Origin of the sequence: Spirillospora sp. NPDC047279, from assembly GCF_040643285.1 — a bacterium.
Classification (GTDB): Bacteria; Actinomycetota; Actinomycetes; order Streptosporangiales; family Streptosporangiaceae; genus Spirillospora.
The window spans coordinates 473904-489561 of the sequence record NZ_JBEYUA010000001.1; the positions used below are offsets into that span (position 1 = coordinate 473904).

At 66.8% G+C, this 15658-nt stretch carries 14 protein-coding genes; 2 read left to right on the forward strand and 12 right to left on the reverse strand.

What is annotated here, in order from left to right:
• Window positions 1-12 precede the first annotated feature (12 nt).
• From ABZ810_RS02350 to ABZ810_RS02370, 5 genes are all read right to left on the reverse strand, one after another.
• Entirely contained in the window at window positions 13-1635 is a 1623-nt protein-coding gene (locus ABZ810_RS02350) for a YDG/SRA domain-containing protein (protein WP_358398137.1), read from the reverse strand.
• A 29-nt stretch (window positions 1636-1664) separates the two neighbouring features.
• Window positions 1665-2012 carry a hypothetical protein gene (locus ABZ810_RS02355; protein ID WP_358398140.1) on the reverse strand — a complete coding sequence of 116 codons (348 nt, stop codon included), beginning with the start codon at window positions 2010-2012 and terminating at the stop codon, window positions 1665-1667.
• A gap of 162 nt (window positions 2013-2174) precedes the next feature.
• Window positions 2175-5276 (reverse strand): DUF3427 domain-containing protein, encoded by a 3102-nt coding sequence (locus ABZ810_RS02360; protein ID WP_358398142.1) that lies wholly within the window; start codon window positions 5274-5276, stop codon window positions 2175-2177.
• Between the two features lie 92 nt (window positions 5277-5368).
• Window positions 5369-5557, reverse strand: coding sequence for a DUF397 domain-containing protein (locus tag ABZ810_RS02365; protein WP_358398144.1), 189 nt, complete (start codon window positions 5555-5557; stop codon window positions 5369-5371).
• Window positions 5554-6540 carry a helix-turn-helix transcriptional regulator gene (locus ABZ810_RS02370; RefSeq protein WP_358398147.1) on the reverse strand — a complete coding sequence of 329 codons (987 nt, stop codon included), beginning with the start codon at window positions 6538-6540 and terminating at the stop codon, window positions 5554-5556. The genes ABZ810_RS02365 and ABZ810_RS02370 overlap by 4 nt, the downstream gene beginning before the upstream one ends.
• Window positions 6541-6605: 65 nt before the next feature.
• Here ABZ810_RS02370 and ABZ810_RS02375 point away from each other — a divergent pair, with 65 nt between their 5' ends.
• Window positions 6606-7052, forward strand: coding sequence for an ATP-binding protein (locus tag ABZ810_RS02375; protein WP_358398149.1), 447 nt, complete (start codon window positions 6606-6608; stop codon window positions 7050-7052).
• 62 nt (window positions 7053-7114) lie between these two features.
• On the opposite strand, the gene ABZ810_RS02380 is transcribed toward ABZ810_RS02375, so the two are convergent.
• The 7 genes from ABZ810_RS02380 to ABZ810_RS02410 all read right to left on the reverse strand — a co-directional run bounded on the left by ABZ810_RS02380 (window position 7115) and on the right by ABZ810_RS02410 (window position 14247).
• Window positions 7115-8116: an aminoglycoside phosphotransferase family protein gene (locus ABZ810_RS02380; RefSeq protein ID WP_358398150.1), complete on the reverse strand. Its 1002-nt coding sequence runs from the start codon at window positions 8114-8116 to the stop codon at window positions 7115-7117.
• Window positions 8113-10533 carry a hypothetical protein gene (locus ABZ810_RS02385; protein WP_358398153.1) on the reverse strand — a complete coding sequence of 807 codons (2421 nt, stop codon included), beginning with the start codon at window positions 10531-10533 and terminating at the stop codon, window positions 8113-8115. Before ABZ810_RS02385 ends, ABZ810_RS02380 begins: the two co-directional genes overlap by 4 nt.
• A 306-nt stretch (window positions 10534-10839) precedes the next feature.
• On the reverse strand, window positions 10840-11067 hold the full coding sequence (locus ABZ810_RS02390) for a cell division protein SepF (protein ID WP_358398155.1): 228 nt from the start codon (window positions 11065-11067) through the stop codon (window positions 10840-10842).
• Window positions 11068-11088: 21 nt separating this feature from the next.
• A complete protein-coding gene (locus ABZ810_RS02395; protein WP_358398157.1) occupies window positions 11089-11505 on the reverse strand; it encodes a response regulator transcription factor in 417 nt (138 codons plus the stop codon).
• The gene (locus tag ABZ810_RS02400) at window positions 11502-11630 is read right to left on the reverse strand and encodes a hypothetical protein (protein WP_358398159.1); all 129 of its coding nucleotides are present in this window, start codon (window positions 11628-11630) and stop codon (window positions 11502-11504) included. Before ABZ810_RS02400 ends, ABZ810_RS02395 begins: the two co-directional genes overlap by 4 nt.
• A 178-nt stretch (window positions 11631-11808) precedes the next feature.
• Window positions 11809-12837: a DNA polymerase IV gene (locus ABZ810_RS02405; RefSeq protein ID WP_358398160.1), complete on the reverse strand. Its 1029-nt coding sequence runs from the start codon at window positions 12835-12837 to the stop codon at window positions 11809-11811.
• Window positions 12838-12873: 36 nt separating this feature from the next.
• A complete protein-coding gene (locus ABZ810_RS02410; RefSeq protein WP_358398163.1) occupies window positions 12874-14247 on the reverse strand; it encodes a helix-turn-helix domain-containing protein in 1374 nt (457 codons plus the stop codon).
• Window positions 14248-14361: 114 nt separating this feature from the next.
• Here ABZ810_RS02410 and ABZ810_RS02415 point away from each other — a divergent pair, with 114 nt between their 5' ends.
• Window positions 14362-15570 (forward strand): cytochrome P450, encoded by a 1209-nt coding sequence (locus ABZ810_RS02415; RefSeq protein ID WP_358398165.1) that lies wholly within the window; start codon window positions 14362-14364, stop codon window positions 15568-15570.
• Window positions 15571-15658 lie beyond the last annotated feature (88 nt).

A 15658-nucleotide genomic window follows, 5' to 3' on the forward strand; every position in this document is an offset into this window, starting at 1 on the left:
CACAGTTGGTGATCAGCGCTCGAGGGCGTCCGAGGAGATGGCCTGGTGGTACAGGTCGCGGTGATAACGGAGATACTCCCTGCCCACACGATGCTTGCTGGACGTACGCAGCTCCCCGTCAGGCAGCCCGGTGACCTCGTTGATGATGCGCAGCTGGTCATCGATCGTGATGGTGCCGAGTTCGAGCTGCACACGGTGGGTGGGGCACACGCAGAGGATGTTCTCCGGCACGTCCGGCCCTCGGTGGGGGACCGCCAAGCTCTTGGGATGAACGATCTCCGCGAAGCGATGACCCGCCGGCGTTTGCAGCGCTAGCCCACAGACCTGGCACTCATAGTCGTGCGCCTGTTTGACCTTGTCGGCAATCCGCCGGTCGAGATAGATCCCCCTCGCGACGCGTTCCCATCGATAGATGTCGATCCCGGGACGGTCGTCGAGTACGTCGGTGGGGACGACAGGGGGCGTCTTCTCGTTCAGCTTCTCGAGCCGGAACCGAATGACCTTGTAGCCGTCAACGCCAACCGCGGTCCAGTACTCCTCCACTGTGTAAAGCCCGTCGTAGCTAAAGCCGGCCTCGGGGGAATGCCTGGGGTCGCCGCCCTCGCCGCGGATGACCCGGACGGGGTTGCGGGTGGTGATACTCGCCAGGAGAGCCGCGTTGCCAGGATCGGCCGGCTCCTGGTCCTTGACCTGGCGGTGCGTATTGGGGTCCTGACCACCGTGGCCTGTGTAGATGATGACGTCACCGTAGTCTTCGTCGTCTGGATAACCACCGGAGACCACGATGGATTCGGCGCCCCCTGCATGGTGGGTGCCGCAGATTCCGGCCTGGAGCGGTCGGTGGACTCGTGCGTCGTGAAGCGCCCGGCGATTGGCGAAAAGTTCGCCCTCTCCGATCCCCGGGATCTCCCCGTACCCGGGAGGTGCGGAAGAGGTGGCGAAGGCGCGGTTCCGGAAGAGAGTCAGCCTCCCCGCATCATTACGATCCTGCGACCACGGCAACGGCAGGGCCTTGGCCCGCATCTCTCCCTTGATGTGGTTGACCACGGTGTCGAGCGAGAGCAGACGGTCGGCGTCGGCGATGCCGTGTTGCAGGATCTCGATGAGTTCGTGGCTGAACGAGGTGAACCTCGCACCTTCTGGAGCGAGTGAACGGCTATTGGGCGGGGCCGAGGCCATGATGAACGTGCCCTCGATCTCCGTCTGAGACGCGACGTCGCTCCCGCCCATGGTGCCGATCGCCTGGCCGCTAAAGCAGCAGTCCAGGATGACGATCCTGTACTGGGCCCGGCTGCCGCGCAGCACGTTCCGGAGGTACTCGTAGGGCACGGCTGTGTAGAAGCTGCTGCTTGGTTCCTCAACGGTTTCGGGCAAGCCGAGAAAGAGCTCACCCCCAAGGGCTCGCACGCCATGGCCTGCGAAGTAGACGAGTAGGACCTTGCGCGCCTCCTCGGCGGCTTGCCGGACCGGATCGATCATCTCCCGTTGCGTTCGAGGATCCTGAACGACCTGGCAGTGCTGAGGGGGAAGCCCCCAGACCGCTGGCAGACACAGTGCTTCTTTCAGTGCCAGCAGGTTGTTGTACACAGCCGGCAGTTGTGGCATGACGTCGTAGGCGCCCGTGCCAATGAGCACGGCGCGTGATCCCTGCCCCTCAGGCAGACTCACGGCGTCTCGGACTCCAGCGCTTTGACGATGCTCTCAGCTGTCTCGGCGGTCGTGTCCGTGAGCGTGACCTTGGTGTCGCCACGCTCGATGGTGACCGTGTTCTTTTTGCTCCGCGTTCCACGCCACGTCAGGTACGAGATCACCAGGCCGGACAGGGCGACCCCATCGTCAATGACGACCTGGATGGCATCGAGCACACCGCCCATCTCGCCGGGCCTTGCCGTGCTGGAACGTAGCGTTACTTCGGCATTTCGACGTACGTCTGGCTCATCCAGAAGCCAGTCGTGCAGCGATCGGAGCTCGTCTTCCGCACTCTCGCCGGTCATACGGATGTAAATCGTCATCAGATCCCCCATTCCTCCCAAGGGGATGCTTGCAGAGCAGCCACCGCGGCGGCAGCGAGTTACCGATAGAGCAGCGTGGCGTGAACGAGATCAACAGGGTCGGAGGCACTGCACCCTTCCGACGCTCGACTTCGCAAGAAATACTCGCCGCTGCCGCAGGAATCAACCAGTGTTGACCTTTGCGTAGTGGAAAACGTCGGCTGGTAGCGGGTGTGACAGGTCCCATCGGATACGCATCGGCCGTTCGCTTTCATGATCGCGATAGGTCATCGGTCCCGCATACAGGTAGGGGGGCGCACCGACCTTGGTCTCGCGGATGAAGAGGTGCACCGTTGAGCCGCGCTCCACATGATGGATGTAGCGCTGGCCGTCGCGAGAAGCCTCGCGAGTGTCGCTCTGTGACTCCCACTGAAAGAGCGTCGGCGAAATCGCACGGTCGTTGTACATCGTTGAGGGCTTGAAGCCTTTTGCAGTCTTGTTCATGGTCACCAAGAACAGGTCTGCTTGTTCCTGCTTCACCCAGCGGATCCCCTGCACCCAGGACCGAGGCTTGTCGACGCCAAAGACCGCCAGCAACTCGTCCTTGCTGTATCGGGCGTGGAGGTGCAGCGGCAGGTGCTCGACCTCCGCCACCTTGGGATTGAGTCGATGGATCCGACCACGCAAGACCTCCGTGATCGCAAGAAGTTCGTCGCGGCGCGCATGGTTGCGCCAGAGCCTCGCGAGATTCTCCTCGAGCACGCTCAACGGTCTGCCGCTGTCGAGTGAAGAGTGCAGCATCGCCAGCAACCGCGTCCGGCGCAGATCGGCAGAGTCCCGTGTCGGTGGACGTTCGGCGCCGAGCACCTCGCGGAGAAAGTCCAACCGTTCCAGGTCATCGACGTGAAGCAGCCGTCCGATCGCACGGCCGAGCTTCTTGTCGTCCTCCTCATCGGAGACAGGGCGGAGGTCGTAGCCGGCTTCGCGGCGCAGCCGGGCCCAGCCACCGCGGTCGCCCTGGTACAGGTCCTCCAACTCACGGCCGGTTTCCTCCAGGAACGTGGACAGGCTCACGTCGCCGAGCGCACGTACTTCGGCTACCGCTTCGGCGCGACGGAAGCCGAGCGATTGCTTGATGTTGTTCAGGACGATATGGCTGACTTCACGATCGAGATCGATCGAGCATCCTGCCGGCAGAGTCGGGAAGCCCGCCTTGACCTCGTCCGCAAGCCGGCCTCGGGGAATCCCGGTCAACGCCGTGAAGCGCTTGTCGAAGCGGAAGTCCTTGTTTTGATGCCCGACGAAGTCGAGCACTGTGAGGACGGGCTTGTCCTTGGTCAGCCGCAGCCCGCGGCCAAGTTGTTGGAGGAAAACGGTGGCGCTCTCGGTCGGCCGAAGGAACAACACCGTGTCGATATCGGGGACGTCCACGCCTTCGTTGAAGAGGTCCACCGTGAAGACGACCTTGATGGACCCGTCCCTGAGGTCGCGCAGCGCGGCCTCTCGGCCCTCCATGGCCATCGCTGAGGTCACCGCCCGCGCCGGGATGCCCTTGTGGTTGAACCTGTCCGCCATGAACTCGGCGTGCTCGATGCTGACGCAGAAACCGACGGCCTTCATAGCCGAGACATCACCCAGCTTCTCCAGCAGAGCGCGCACGATCATGTCCACGCGGTTGTGCAGGCCGGTGTAGAGGCTGGTCAGTTGCTCACTGTCGTACGCGCCACGGCGCCACCTGATCTGCGTCAGGTTGACGTCATCGTGCAGGCCGAAGTAGTGGAATGGAACCAAGAGCCCGCGTTCGAGTGCCTCCCAGAGTCGCAACTCAACGTCCGGCTTCCCGCCGAACCAGTGCAGGATGTCCTCGCCATCCGTGCGTTCTGGGGTTGCCGTCAGACCGAGCAACACCGTGGGCGTGACGCGATTGAGCAGCTTGGCGTACGAAGCGGCAGCCGCATGGTGGAACTCGTCCACCACGATCATGCTGAACCGATCCGCTTCCAGGTTCGGTAGTTGGCTCAGCGACTGGACGGAAGCGAAGACATGTTTCCAATCCCGTGGGCGTATCCCGTCGACGAGGAGTTCCCCGAAACTGCCGTCCTTGAGCACCGTACGGAACGTGCTCAGGCTCTGAGTGAGGATCTCCTTTCGATGCGCTACAAAGAGCAGGGAGTCGACGGCCTGCTGTTCTCGGAGTCGTTTGTAGTCCAGGGCCGCGACGATCGTCTTGCCGGTGCCTGTTGCCATCACCACGAGGTTGCGCGAGTGCTTCCGCAGCTCACGAGCAACCTCCAACTCGTCCAAGATCTCTTGCTGGTACGGGTAGGGCGAGACATCAATGTTGGCGATCTGAAGCGGCAACGCGAACCCGTTGTGCTCGACTGCGAGCGCCTTGCCCAGTCGTTCACGATCGCGCGCAGCCACGTATTGCTCGAACGACGGATCGTTCCAGTATTCCTCAAACGTCGCGGCGAACGTGTCGATGAGGTGTGGCTGTTCTGCTCGCGCCAGCCGTACGTTCCACTCGACCCCGTCCAGCATCGCGGCCCGTGACAGGTTGGAAGACCCGACGTAGGCCGTATCCAGGCCCGAGTGCCGGTGGAATAGCCACGCTTTGGCGTGAAGACGCGTCCGCCGAGTGTCGTACGAGATGGCAACCTTGGCCCCCATCTCCGCAAGCCGCTCGACCGCCCTGAGTTCGGTCGCTCCCATATACGTCGTGGTGATGATTCGCAGCTCGCCGCCACGTTCAATGAACTCACGCAAGGCGTCTTCGATGAGCCGCAGGCCATGCCACTTGACGAACGCGCAGAGCAGATCGACGCGATCGGCAGAGGCGAGCTCTTTGACCACCTCACGCCCGATCTGCGGCTGCTCACGACCGTTCACCAGGAGCGCGCTGGACGACAGGGGAATGTCGGGCCGTACGGGGAATCGGACCGTCCCATCAGGCAGCTTTCCGGGCGCCACCCCCAGCAACACGTCGTGCGTGTTAGCCAGCAAGTCGTCGGCACTGGCGGCCTCAGCGACCACGGCTGAGATCGCATTCCCGATCTCGTTGGCCGTGTCGACCTGCCGGGCAAGGGCTTTGCCCTTCTCAGCACGCTCCGCAGCGACCCGCAGAGCCCGCCGAGTCAACTCCGCCACATGCCGGACGAGCACCTCCTCGGCATCCACCGATTCAAGCCCGTCCCGATGCACAAGGTCACCGTCGACCGCTTGCAACTGCCGGTCCAACGCAGCCGTCACGACCGTCTCGAAGACCCCGGGGGAAAGATCAGCCATCCTCCAACCGTACGGCTCCGCTGTCACAGCCCACAGGGAGTTGCCATCTCTAGTCGTGCACTACGTACGCCCTACCAGGGGCTGCGCCGCACTCACGCTTTGATGGCTTGAAGAAGAGCTCTCCACTTGTCGTTGGTGATGACGAGTCGGGGGCCGAGAGAGTCCTTGCTGTCGCGAATGCCCACGAGTCCAGGGATGAACGCGACTTCAACACATTGGTCGGTGGCCTGCTGGCTGCGGCTGCTCCTTATCCACTGGGCCCCGCTGAAATCCGGGCTCATCGCTGCCTCTCTGTCGCCTGCTCGTACTCGCGGGCAGCAGCCTCGACGAGGTCGAGTGAGGCGGCCGGGCCGAGTGCCACTGCACGCAGGTGTTCGAAAGCCAGGCTAGCTGCACGCACATCTGCCTGCCTCCCGAGGAAGAGCGTGCCTGCCGCCGTGCCAACGAAAGCGACATTCTCGCCCGGCTCGGCGAAGGTGAAGATCCCGAGCCCGCCATCCATCGATGCGTGTGGTCCGGCCTTGAACGGGACCACCTGGATCGTGATCTCTCGACGGCAACCGGCCTGCACGAGGTGGCGCATCTGGTCGCCCATCGTGACGGGTCCACCGATCTCCCGGCGGAGCGCGGCTTCATCGAGGACCGCCCAGAGCTCAAGGCCGCCCTCCCTGGAGAGTGTTGCCTGCCGTTCTTGGCGGAGCTTGATCCGGCGTTCTACCTCGGTCTCCGAAAGGACGAGGGGGCCGGCGCGAGTGATGATTGCCCGGGCGTAGTCAGGAGACTGCAAGAGACCTGGGACGGCACACGGTTGATAGATGTGGAGTGATTCAGCTGCCGCTTCGAGCCCGATGTAAGTGCGGGCCTCCTTGCTGAGAAGGTCGCTGTACGGCTGCCACCAGTCCTTCTGCCGAGCCTCCTTGGCCAGTCTGATCAAGGCCTCGCGCGTCGCCCTGTCCTCAACGCCATAGAGATCCAGGAGGTCGGACACGTCCGACCAGGGGACCGAGATACGGCCGTTCTCGATGCGGGAAACCTTCGCGCCGTACCAACCAAGCCGTTCGGTGGCCTCGTCGCCGGTCAGTCCAGCACCTTCCCGGAGCTGTCGCAGCTCAGTGCCGAGCTGGCGACGCCGCACGGTCGGGGTAGGGCGGCGTTCGGTCATGACGGTCTCCCCATGTTGCTGACGAGAAATTTCTCTAAACACATTGCGTGAGTGAACGATCACGCACATGCTGACAGTGTGCTCGAAGTCGCCCTCGGTCATCAGCGGATTGCGTTGATCGCCAGTCCGATGGTGAAGCTCCCCGCGGCCGACCTTGGTCGCCTCACGTGAATGAGGTGCGCATGACAGGCGATTGCCAGCCCCAGGTGCCGAGTCTGGTGGCCACGATCTGCCTTCACGGCAAGGCCGAGTCTGTGCCGGTGGCGCGGCGCTGGTTCAGGAGCCTGCTCGGACCGCGACATCCAGTGGCCGATGACGTCGAACTGGCTGGGTGCGAGCTGATGACCAATTCGCTCCGCCACAGCGACTCCGGACACGGCGGCCACATCGCCCTGATCCTCGACGCTGATGAACGTCGCGTACGCGCGTACGTCACCGACGACGGCGGCTCCGAGACAGAGCCACACGTGTATGACGCAACAACCTCAGAGGAGAGCGGACGCGGCATGCGCCTGGTTGAGGCCGTCTCCGACGACTGGGGCACCTACGTCGAAGACGGAGGCCGAATCACCTGGTTCGAGATTCGCCTCCAACGCTCGACACCCCGTCCGTAGAAGCGACTCAGCGTTTGGGCAGGACCGCCTACCCAGCAGAGGAACGCAGGCACGGGTCTCCGCTAGAGCTGTGAACGAGGGGTGGTGGACCGGGTTTCGAAGGCGGTCTTCACTGTTTTGGGATGGATGTTGGGCTCTAGACCCCAGGGTTTGCGGGCTCGGTTGAGCTTGGCGGCCATCATGACGACCATTTGGTCAGGTGGGTAGGGGTAGGGGCCACCGTTGGCGAAGGTCTGCGAGTAGCGGACGGTGTCGACGATCGCTGACTTGATGCGCTCGTGGGCGAGGTAGGCGTCTAGGTCGTGCTCCCACCCGGCGGTGTGCTCGACGGGCATCGCGGCGAGCCAGCGGGTGAGAACGGCGTCGCGTTCCGGCGGGAGGTACTCCATCTTGTGGAAGTGCACGGCCAGGTCGTAGACGGGGTCGCCCCAAAGGGCCAGTTCCCAGTCCAGGAAGGCGCTGGTGCCGTCCTGGACGATCATGTTCTTGCGGTGGACGTCCGCGTGCACGCAGACGGAAGGGCGGGCAGTGAGGCGTGGCCAGACTTCGGTGAGGACCGCCAGAGGGTCGGTGGGGACGCCGAAGGCGGCGTAGAGGTCGGCGTAATCGTCGCGGTAGGTGTCGTACACCCATTGGGTGAGAGTGGTGAGCCGTTCACCGAAACCGGTGCTGTCACCGTCGGCGGGCCAATCTTCGGGGGTGGCGGGGAGCTTCGCGCGAGGTACCTGGGTGAGCTGGACGAAGAGGTCCACGACGTCGCCCGGGACGTGGGCGGGGATAGGTACGCCGCGTGGGGCGATGTCGTTGAGGACATCGCCGGGGATGAAGCCGTGGATCTGGAACGGTGGCTCTGCGGAAGTGAAGTGCAGGCGAGGGGCGTGCTCGACGTAGGGGGCGATGGCGGTGAGCACGTCTTCTTCACGCCACAGCCGCAGGTCCATGATGTCGGCACCGTGGATCGGGATGCGGACGATGACCTCGCCGATGCGGATGTTGTCGTTGTAGTAACCAGCGGCGGTCTCGCGGTGCGTGCGCGCCTGCTCGTACAGCTCCAGCCATGTCATTCTGCCTCCAGCAGGGCCTTTACCAAGGTCTCGCCTCGTCGCTGGAGCTCGGCAAGTGAGCTCATGGGCTGTATCTGTTGGATGGCGCGGTGGCTTGCCGCGGTGATCTGATCGTCGGTGGCGCTGATCGCGTTGAGTAGTTGCTGGGCCATCACGATCAGTGTGGGGTACACCTCGGCGGCGACCAACTCTGTGACCGCCCATCGTGCCGAGGCTTTGGCGCTGGGGATATCACCCATACGGGCGTGGAGGAACGAACGGAAGAGTTCAGCACGCGCACGGCCCGATCGATACCGGGCGCGTTCCAGCGCGTGTGCCGCCGCACGGAAGGAAAGGGCGGCTTGGTCGTGGAGGCTGAGCCGGGTCTGCGCGATGGCCAGCGCGGTATAGGCCTTGCCCAACTCGTGCTGCGCGCTGAGTTCGGTCTGCACCTCGATGGCGTGCGCGGCTGCGTCGAGCGCGCGGGTGGGATCCGTCCAGGCCAGGAGCTCGGCGCGGTTGGTGGCGATATTCGCGGGCTCGACGATCGTTCCCGCGCGCTCGTAGAGCAGTGACGCCAGCTCCAGTGTCTCCTGGGCGGCGTCGAAATCGAGGGCGAAGCGGTGACCGAGATGTTGAAGCCGGACGATGTCGCCGCGTAGCAGGAAGTCGCTCTCCGGGGCTTCGGTGAGTAGACGTTCGGTCGTGGAGAAGGCGTCTCGGAATCGGCCCTGCCACATGTCCAGGTCTGCGACGCAGAAGCCGGCGCGGTGCCGGACGGGACCGTGATGGGTGTTCCACACGGCGTTGAAGATGTGAAGTGCGTCGGTGGTCCGGCCGCCGATGCGGCGCCCATGGGCACCGGCGATCGCGAGTCGTGCTCCCACGGTTTCGGTGAGGTTCTGGCCGACCTCCGGGGTCAGGCTGATCGCGGTGGCGGCGTCACCGAGCACGAGCGCCGACTCCGCTTCCAGACATTGAGCCGTTGATACGAGGTCGTCTTGGTCGGGATGGGCGTCGAGATAACCCTGGAGGTCTTGGAGTAGGCCGTCCACGGCCTGTTTGCCGCCGTAGGCCAGCGCCCGGTCGGCGTACGCCAGGAGATCGTCCCCGTCGAGCGTGCCTGCGTAGAGCCCGCAGAACGCTGCTTCACGTACTGCGCGCGCACTCGTGGCGATGCCGTCCTCGGTGGACTGCTTCTGTTCGGCGCGGGCGTCCCAGACCTTCTGCAGGAGGATCTGAACGTCGTGAATTGTCGCCTGAGAGAGCCGTTGGTGGAGTGCGGCTCGCATCAGCTGATGGAGTCGGCGGCCGTGCGCACCCGCGGGATAGACGAACGAATACGCGGTCAATGACTCCCAGGCCATCCGGTGCCGGGGAAGGTCAAATGCATCGGCGAGCGTTTGGAAGATCTCGAAGTCGAAGACGCGGGCGATGCTGAGGAGCTCAAGGGTCCTGATCTCGTCGGAGCCCACATGCTGCAGAAAGCGCTGGAGGATCTCCTCGGACGAGACGACCGTGGTGCTCCGACGGGCGGTGGTCTGGGTGTCCACGGCGAGGTGCAGGTAGAACGGCAGGCCCTGGCTGGCGATCGCGATCGCCTGACGTTCAGGAACGTTCGTGATCCCGCACTCGGCGAGAAGCTCGAGCCGAGCGTGCATGGGAAGGCCGTCCATTCGACAGACCCGGACCGCTTCGGCCCACCCTGGATCATGGGTTTCCCAGCCGAGCGGTTCGCGGCTGCCGACGACGACCAGCCCGCGATCGAGCTGAGCGATCAGATCGCGGAGCCAGACATCGGGAGCCGCCGCCCGGCCAGAGCGGGCTTGGCTGGGCACGAGAGCCTCGTACGCGTCGACAAAGATCGCGTAGGCCTGGTCGTCGCTGGCGGCACGAAGGTCTTCGGCGAACAGGTAGGTGACCGCGTCCGCAAGCTCGGCGTTGGTGAGGTCGTCCAGGCCACGCAACGTGTCGTCGACCTTGATCTGACGCCTCCGCCGTACGCCGGTGGCCGCTTTCTCGACGAGCCGGACAAGCCCGACCCCCGTACCGAAGACAGGGACACCCGAGGTGCTGTCGAGGATCTGTGTGAGTGCCTCGCTCTCGGATACGAACGGCAGGTCCGACCTGGAAAGCCGCAGGTGCGGATGCAACCGCTGCCAGAGGACTGCGTAGGCGATGTCGAACCGATCGAACTTCACGCCTTGGCGGCCGAGTTCGACGCGGATCACCGCCAGGGCGTCCTCCTGCTGGCGCATGGCAGGTACCTGGAGGTCGATGACCGCCGTGCGATGAGTCTTGTGGCAACGATCCTTGAGTTCTCGGAGGAGCCTGGATTTCCCGATGCCTCCGACACCCACCACGTTGAAGACGTGAGGTGCGCCGCCGGTCTGCTCCAGTTCGTGCGCGAACGCCGCCAGGATCGGCTCCCGGTCCACGAATCGGCGATGCAAAGCGGCGACCCGACGGAATCGGGGTTCAAGGGGCATGAGGAGAGCTGTCCCTTCCCTGCCAGGACGGCGAGGGCGGCCCGACCTGACGTCTGAGTTCATGGGCCCGGTTGCAGGCCCGCCTTCCCTCAGACGTGAAGCCTTCGGCACGAGGTTCCGGACTGTCAACAAGAGTTGTAAACGAGCAACACGTTCTGGCAGAAGCAACGGCGCATCAAGGGACGGATGTGCCTTGCGGGACAGTTGATGGCCGAATGTGGCAAGGGAGATGCGATGGCTGACCGGGGTGGCGGCTCAGGGGAGGGCGGGCTGGATGGAGGGGGTGAGGAGGAAGACTTTGGGGGTTACTCGTTCCATGGCGCCGCCTCGGCCGACTATGAGGCCGGCGGCGAAGTCGACCAGGGGGAGGGCTTCGGTGTCGGTGAGGGCGGTGAGGTCCATGATGACCGGGATGCCCTGGCGGAAGAAGTGCCCGACGTAGTACACCTCGTTGTAGCTCTTGGGGTGCAGAGTCTTGACCACGGTCTCAGTGTGCATGACGGGTCAAGAGGGGGGTGCCACGAGGCCGGATTCGTAGGCGATGATCACCAGGTGGACGCGGTCGCGGGCGTTGAGTTTGGTGAAGAGGCGCGAGATGTGGGCCTTGGCGGTGGCGGGGCTGATGGTGAGGTGGACGGCTATTTCGGCGTTGGAGAGGCCCTGGCCTACGAGGGTGAGGACCTCGCGTTCGCGGGTGGTGATGGTGGGGAGCGGGCGGGGGTGAGCGCGGCGGGGAGTGCGGGTGAAGTCGGCTATCAGGCGGCGGGTGATGCTGGGGGCGATGAGGGCGCCGCCGGCGGCTACGGTGCGGATCGCGGCGAAGGTTGTTATCTGGCGGGTCGCCTCTATGCCGTTGAGGTCCGGCATGCGGATGTCCATGACGACGACGTCGGGGGTGTCGGCGATGAGGACGCGGGTCACAGGGGGAGCCTCGCGGAGACCTGGAAGCCGCCTTGGGGGAGAGGTCCGGCGGTGAATTCGCCGTTGAGGAGGGTCGTGCGTTCGCGCATGCCGGGGATGCCGTAGCCCTTGCCGGGGGTGGTCACGGGGCCGTCGTTGAGAACCTCGATGGTGAGGGTGGTGGGGGTGTGTGATCGTGCTCGGGCTGTTCTGGTACGGCTTCCAGGGGCTGACGACGCTGGTCGCCGACTGCTATCTCGTGGCCGGGATCGCCTTCCTCGCGTACATGGGCCGGCGCGCTCTTCGGCCTGCGCGCCGGGTGGATCAGTCTGGTTCTGGGGCGAGGACGAACTCGGTCCGGACGCCCAGCAGCCGCACGGGACGGCGCTTGTCGAAACGGTCGAGGGCCTCGAGCGCGGCACGTTCGATCTCCGCGGCGTCGGTGGTGGGCGCCGGGAGCTTGCGCTGGCGGGTGTAGGTGTTGAACGGGACGAAGCGGACCTTGACCGCGACGCGCTGGGTGACGCGGCCCTCGGCGGCCACCTCGGCGGCGAGTTCGCGGGCCAGCCGGGCGACCTCGCGCCGGACGTCCTCCCAGTCGTCCAGATCGGTCGGGAACGTCGTCTCGCGGCCGCGCGAGCGGGGCACGTACGGCTCGCCGACCACGGGGGAGTCGTCCTCGCCGCGGCCGACCTGGACGAGGCGGGGGCCGATCGCCGGCCCGAACGCCGCGGCCAGGGCCGCCGGGTCGGCGGCGGCCAGCCCGCGAACGGTGGTGATGTCCAGGGCTGCCAGGCGCTTGGCGGTCTTGCCGCCGATGCCCCACAGCGCGTCGACCGGACGGTCGCCGAGCACCTCGAACCACGTCGCGCCCGTCAGCCGGAAGACCCCGGCGGGCTTGCCGTAGCCGGCGGCCAGCTTGGCCTGGAGCTTGTTCTCCCCGATCCCGACGGTGCATTCGAGGTCGGTGGCGGCGCGCACGCGACGCTGGATCTCGCGCGCCACGCCCTCCGGGTCGCCGGTGTCGACCGCGAGGAACGCCTCGTCCCACCCCCAGACCTCGACCACGGCGTCGAACGTGCGCAGCGCCGCCATCACCCGTTCCGAGGCGGCCTCGTAGGCGGGCGCGTCCACCGGTAGGAAGACCGCCTCGGGACAGCGCCGGGCCGCGGTGCGGAGCGGCAGGCCGGAGTGGACGCCATGGGCGCGGGCCTCGTACGAGGCGGTGCTGACCACCGCGCGCCTGGCGGTGGGGTCGCCGTCACCGCCGACGACGACCGGGAGGCCGCGCAGCTCCGGGCGCCGCAGGATCTCGACCGCCGCGACGAACTGGTCGAGGTCGACATGGAGCACCCACGGGGCCATACCCCATTGTCGCCGCCGCGTGGATCAGCCGTGGAGGCGGGGTGACCTGCGGATATCCGCGAACGAGGCGGCGGCGTGGCAGGCACCGCGTCCGTCGGCCCGCGCGATCACCCGGCCGGACTCGACGCGGAGCGCCGCCTCGGTGGCGTCGCTGACCGCGGGGACGCCGGCTGCCGCCGCGACGGCGCCCTTCTCGTCGTGCACGATCCGCAGGCGCGGCCAGGCGGCGGGAGGGAAGGCCTCGCGGAGGCAGTTGAGGACGCCGGCGACGGCCAGGCGGGCCAGCGGACCTTCCTCGTCGGGGTCGCCGGTGACCAGTACCGCGGTGACCTCGGCCTCCGGCGGCGCTGCGCGCAGGGCCTCCTCGGCGGCCTCCAGCCGGTGCAACCCGAGGACGGCCACGACGCCGGTGAGGCGGGCGGGCTCGCCCCGTACGGCGTCCACGGCGGAGGGGGCGGACCACGGCTCGTCGACGGGCCGGGCCGGGGCGATGTACGGCGTGTGGGGTGGTGGCCAGCCGCCGGTCAGGTCGAGATCGGCCAGCCGGGCGCAGGCGTGGACGATGTCGAACGGATCGACGAAACCGGGCGCCGCGGCCGCCAGCTGGCTCACGCCCTGCAGGGTGGTCAGGACGGTCTCGGCGATCTTGACCCGGCGTTCCGGGGACCGCGCGAGGTGTTCGAGCGCCGTTCCCAGCAGGAGCGCGTTCAGCTTCATGAGCTGGGCGAACGGGAGCCGCAGCCGTTCCTCGGCGGCGATCTCGGGCATCAGGTCGATGCCGAGCCCGGCGCCGTCGTCGGCCGCGCTGAGCGGAAGCCCGGCCACCCAAGCACGAGCGAACGCCGCCAAAGCCTCACGAGCGTCACGCCCCTCCCGAACAGTGGCGTTTGCGTCATGCTCGAGCCTGGCGGGGCCGCCCGCGTGCCGAGCGGAGCCGACGGCGCCGCGTTCGTGCTGGGCGGGAGGCGCGGCGCCTTCCGGATGGCCGGGCGATGCGGTGCCTTGCTGGGCGTGGGATGCGGCGCTCTGCGGCTGGCCGAGCTTGGTGGTGCCTTGCTCGTTCGCAGCGGGCGGGACGGGGGCGACCGCGTGCCGGGTGGAGGGCGCGGAGTCGTGTTCGGGCCGGGCCCATGGGTCGGTGGCGTTGTGGTCGGGTGGTGTGTCGCCGGCCGGGTGCTTGGGAGGGATGGTCTCGGCCAGGGCGGCGAGGACGGCGAAGTAGAGGGCTCGTTTGCCGGGGAAGTTGGAGTAGACGGCGCCCCGGGTCAGGCCGGCGCGGTCGGCAATGTTGTCGATCTTGGCGTCGCGGAAGCCGCGTTCGGCGAACTCGTCCCGGGCGGCGACCAGCACCTTCGCGCGGTTGCGCTCCTGGGTCTCGGCCCGTGTCAGCCGCGCCATCGTCCTCCCTCGCCCCCGGCGCCCGGGTTGCCGGATGCCGAGGTCAAAGATAACGTCCCCAACTCAGATGATGAGATCATATGATGTGAACATCTGAACTCTCCCGGAGGTGCCATGACCGGCCCGATCGACCCGCCAGAGATCGACCTCACCGACGGCGAGGTGGTCCGCGATCCCTTCACCGCGTACGGGCGTGCGCGGGAACGGGCGCCGCTCGCGCGGCTCCTGATGCCGGGGGTCACGCCGTGGTGGGTGGTCGCGCGGTACGAGGACGCGCGGGCGATGCTCGGCGACCCGCGGTTCGAGATCAACGAGAGCAGCTATATGCGGCCCGACGTGCCCGACGACTGCCTGCCCTACATGCGGACCATGTCGGAGATGAACGGGACGGAGCACGCGCGGCTGCGCAAGCTGGTGTCACCGGCGTTCAACCCGCGCCGCGCCGAGGAGTTCCGCCCTCGGATCGAGGTCATCGTCGGGCGGCTGCTGGACGAGGTCGAGGAGGGCGCCGAAGACCGGGTGGCCGACCTGCTGCCCGCGTTCGCCAAGCCGCTGCCCATGGACGTGATCTGCGAGCTGGTCGGCATCCCCGACGCCGACCGCACGAGGTGGCGCGAGTACGGGGCGACCGTCGCGGCGGGCGCGGGACCGGAGTTCGCGGCGGCCATCCCGGGGATCATGGCGGGGGCCAAGGCCGCGATCACGCGCCGCCGCGAGGAACCGGCCGACGACCTGCTGGCCGACCTCATCGACGCCCAGGCCGAGGACGGCGACCGGCTCAGCGACGCCGAGATGGTCACGCTGGTGTGGCACCTGGTCATGGCGGGCCAGACGCCGACCAATCTCATCGCCAACGTCGTTCTCACGTTGCTCTCCCGGCCCGGCCAGCTCGCCGCCCTGCGCGCCGACGCCGGGCTCATGCCGCGCGCCGTCGAGGAGCTCACGCGCTGGACCGGGTCGACGCTGCTGACCGTTCCGCGGTACGCGAGGGAGGACGCCGAGATCGCCGGTACGCGGATCCGCAAGGGCGAGGCGGTGACGGTGTCGGTCGCCGCCGCCAACCGCGACCCGCGCGTCTTCGACGATCCGGAACGCCTGGACGTCACCCGTTCCAGCGGGACGCCGGCCCATCTCGGCTTCGGGCACGGGCCGCACTTCTGCCTCGGCGCGTCGCTCGCCCGCGTCCAGACGCAGGTCGCGCTCGCCGGGCTCCTCAGCCGGTTCCCCGGACTGGCGTTGGCCGCCGGAGCCGATCCGGAGAAGCTGCGCGCCCCCGATCCGGGGACCTGGCGGGTGACCGCCCTCCCGGTGACGCTCGGCTGACGTGTGACGGCTCTACCGGTGACGCTCGGGTGAGGCGAGACGGCTCTACCGGTGACGCTCGGCTGGGACGAGACCGCTCTACCGGTGA

Coding starts and splice junctions, on each gene's coding strand:
- ABZ810_RS02355 (WP_358398140.1), bottom strand. CDS start 2,012: ATGACGATTTACATCCGTATGACCGGCGAGAGTGCGGAAGACGAGCTC.
- ABZ810_RS02370 (WP_358398147.1), bottom strand. CDS start 6,540: ATGACCGAGGGCGACTTCGAGCACACTGTCAGCATGTGCGTGATCGTT.
- ABZ810_RS02360 (WP_358398142.1), bottom strand. CDS start 5,276: ATGGCTGATCTTTCCCCCGGGGTCTTCGAGACGGTCGTGACGGCTGCG.
- ABZ810_RS02410 (WP_358398163.1), bottom strand. CDS start 14,247: ATGGCGCGGCTGACACGGGCCGAGACCCAGGAGCGCAACCGCGCGAAG.
- ABZ810_RS02365 (WP_358398144.1), bottom strand. CDS start 5,557: ATGAGCCCGGATTTCAGCGGGGCCCAGTGGATAAGGAGCAGCCGCAGC.
- ABZ810_RS02415 (WP_358398165.1), top strand. CDS start 14,362: ATGACCGGCCCGATCGACCCGCCAGAGATCGACCTCACCGACGGCGAG.
- ABZ810_RS02380 (WP_358398150.1), bottom strand. CDS start 8,116: ATGACATGGCTGGAGCTGTACGAGCAGGCGCGCACGCACCGCGAGACC.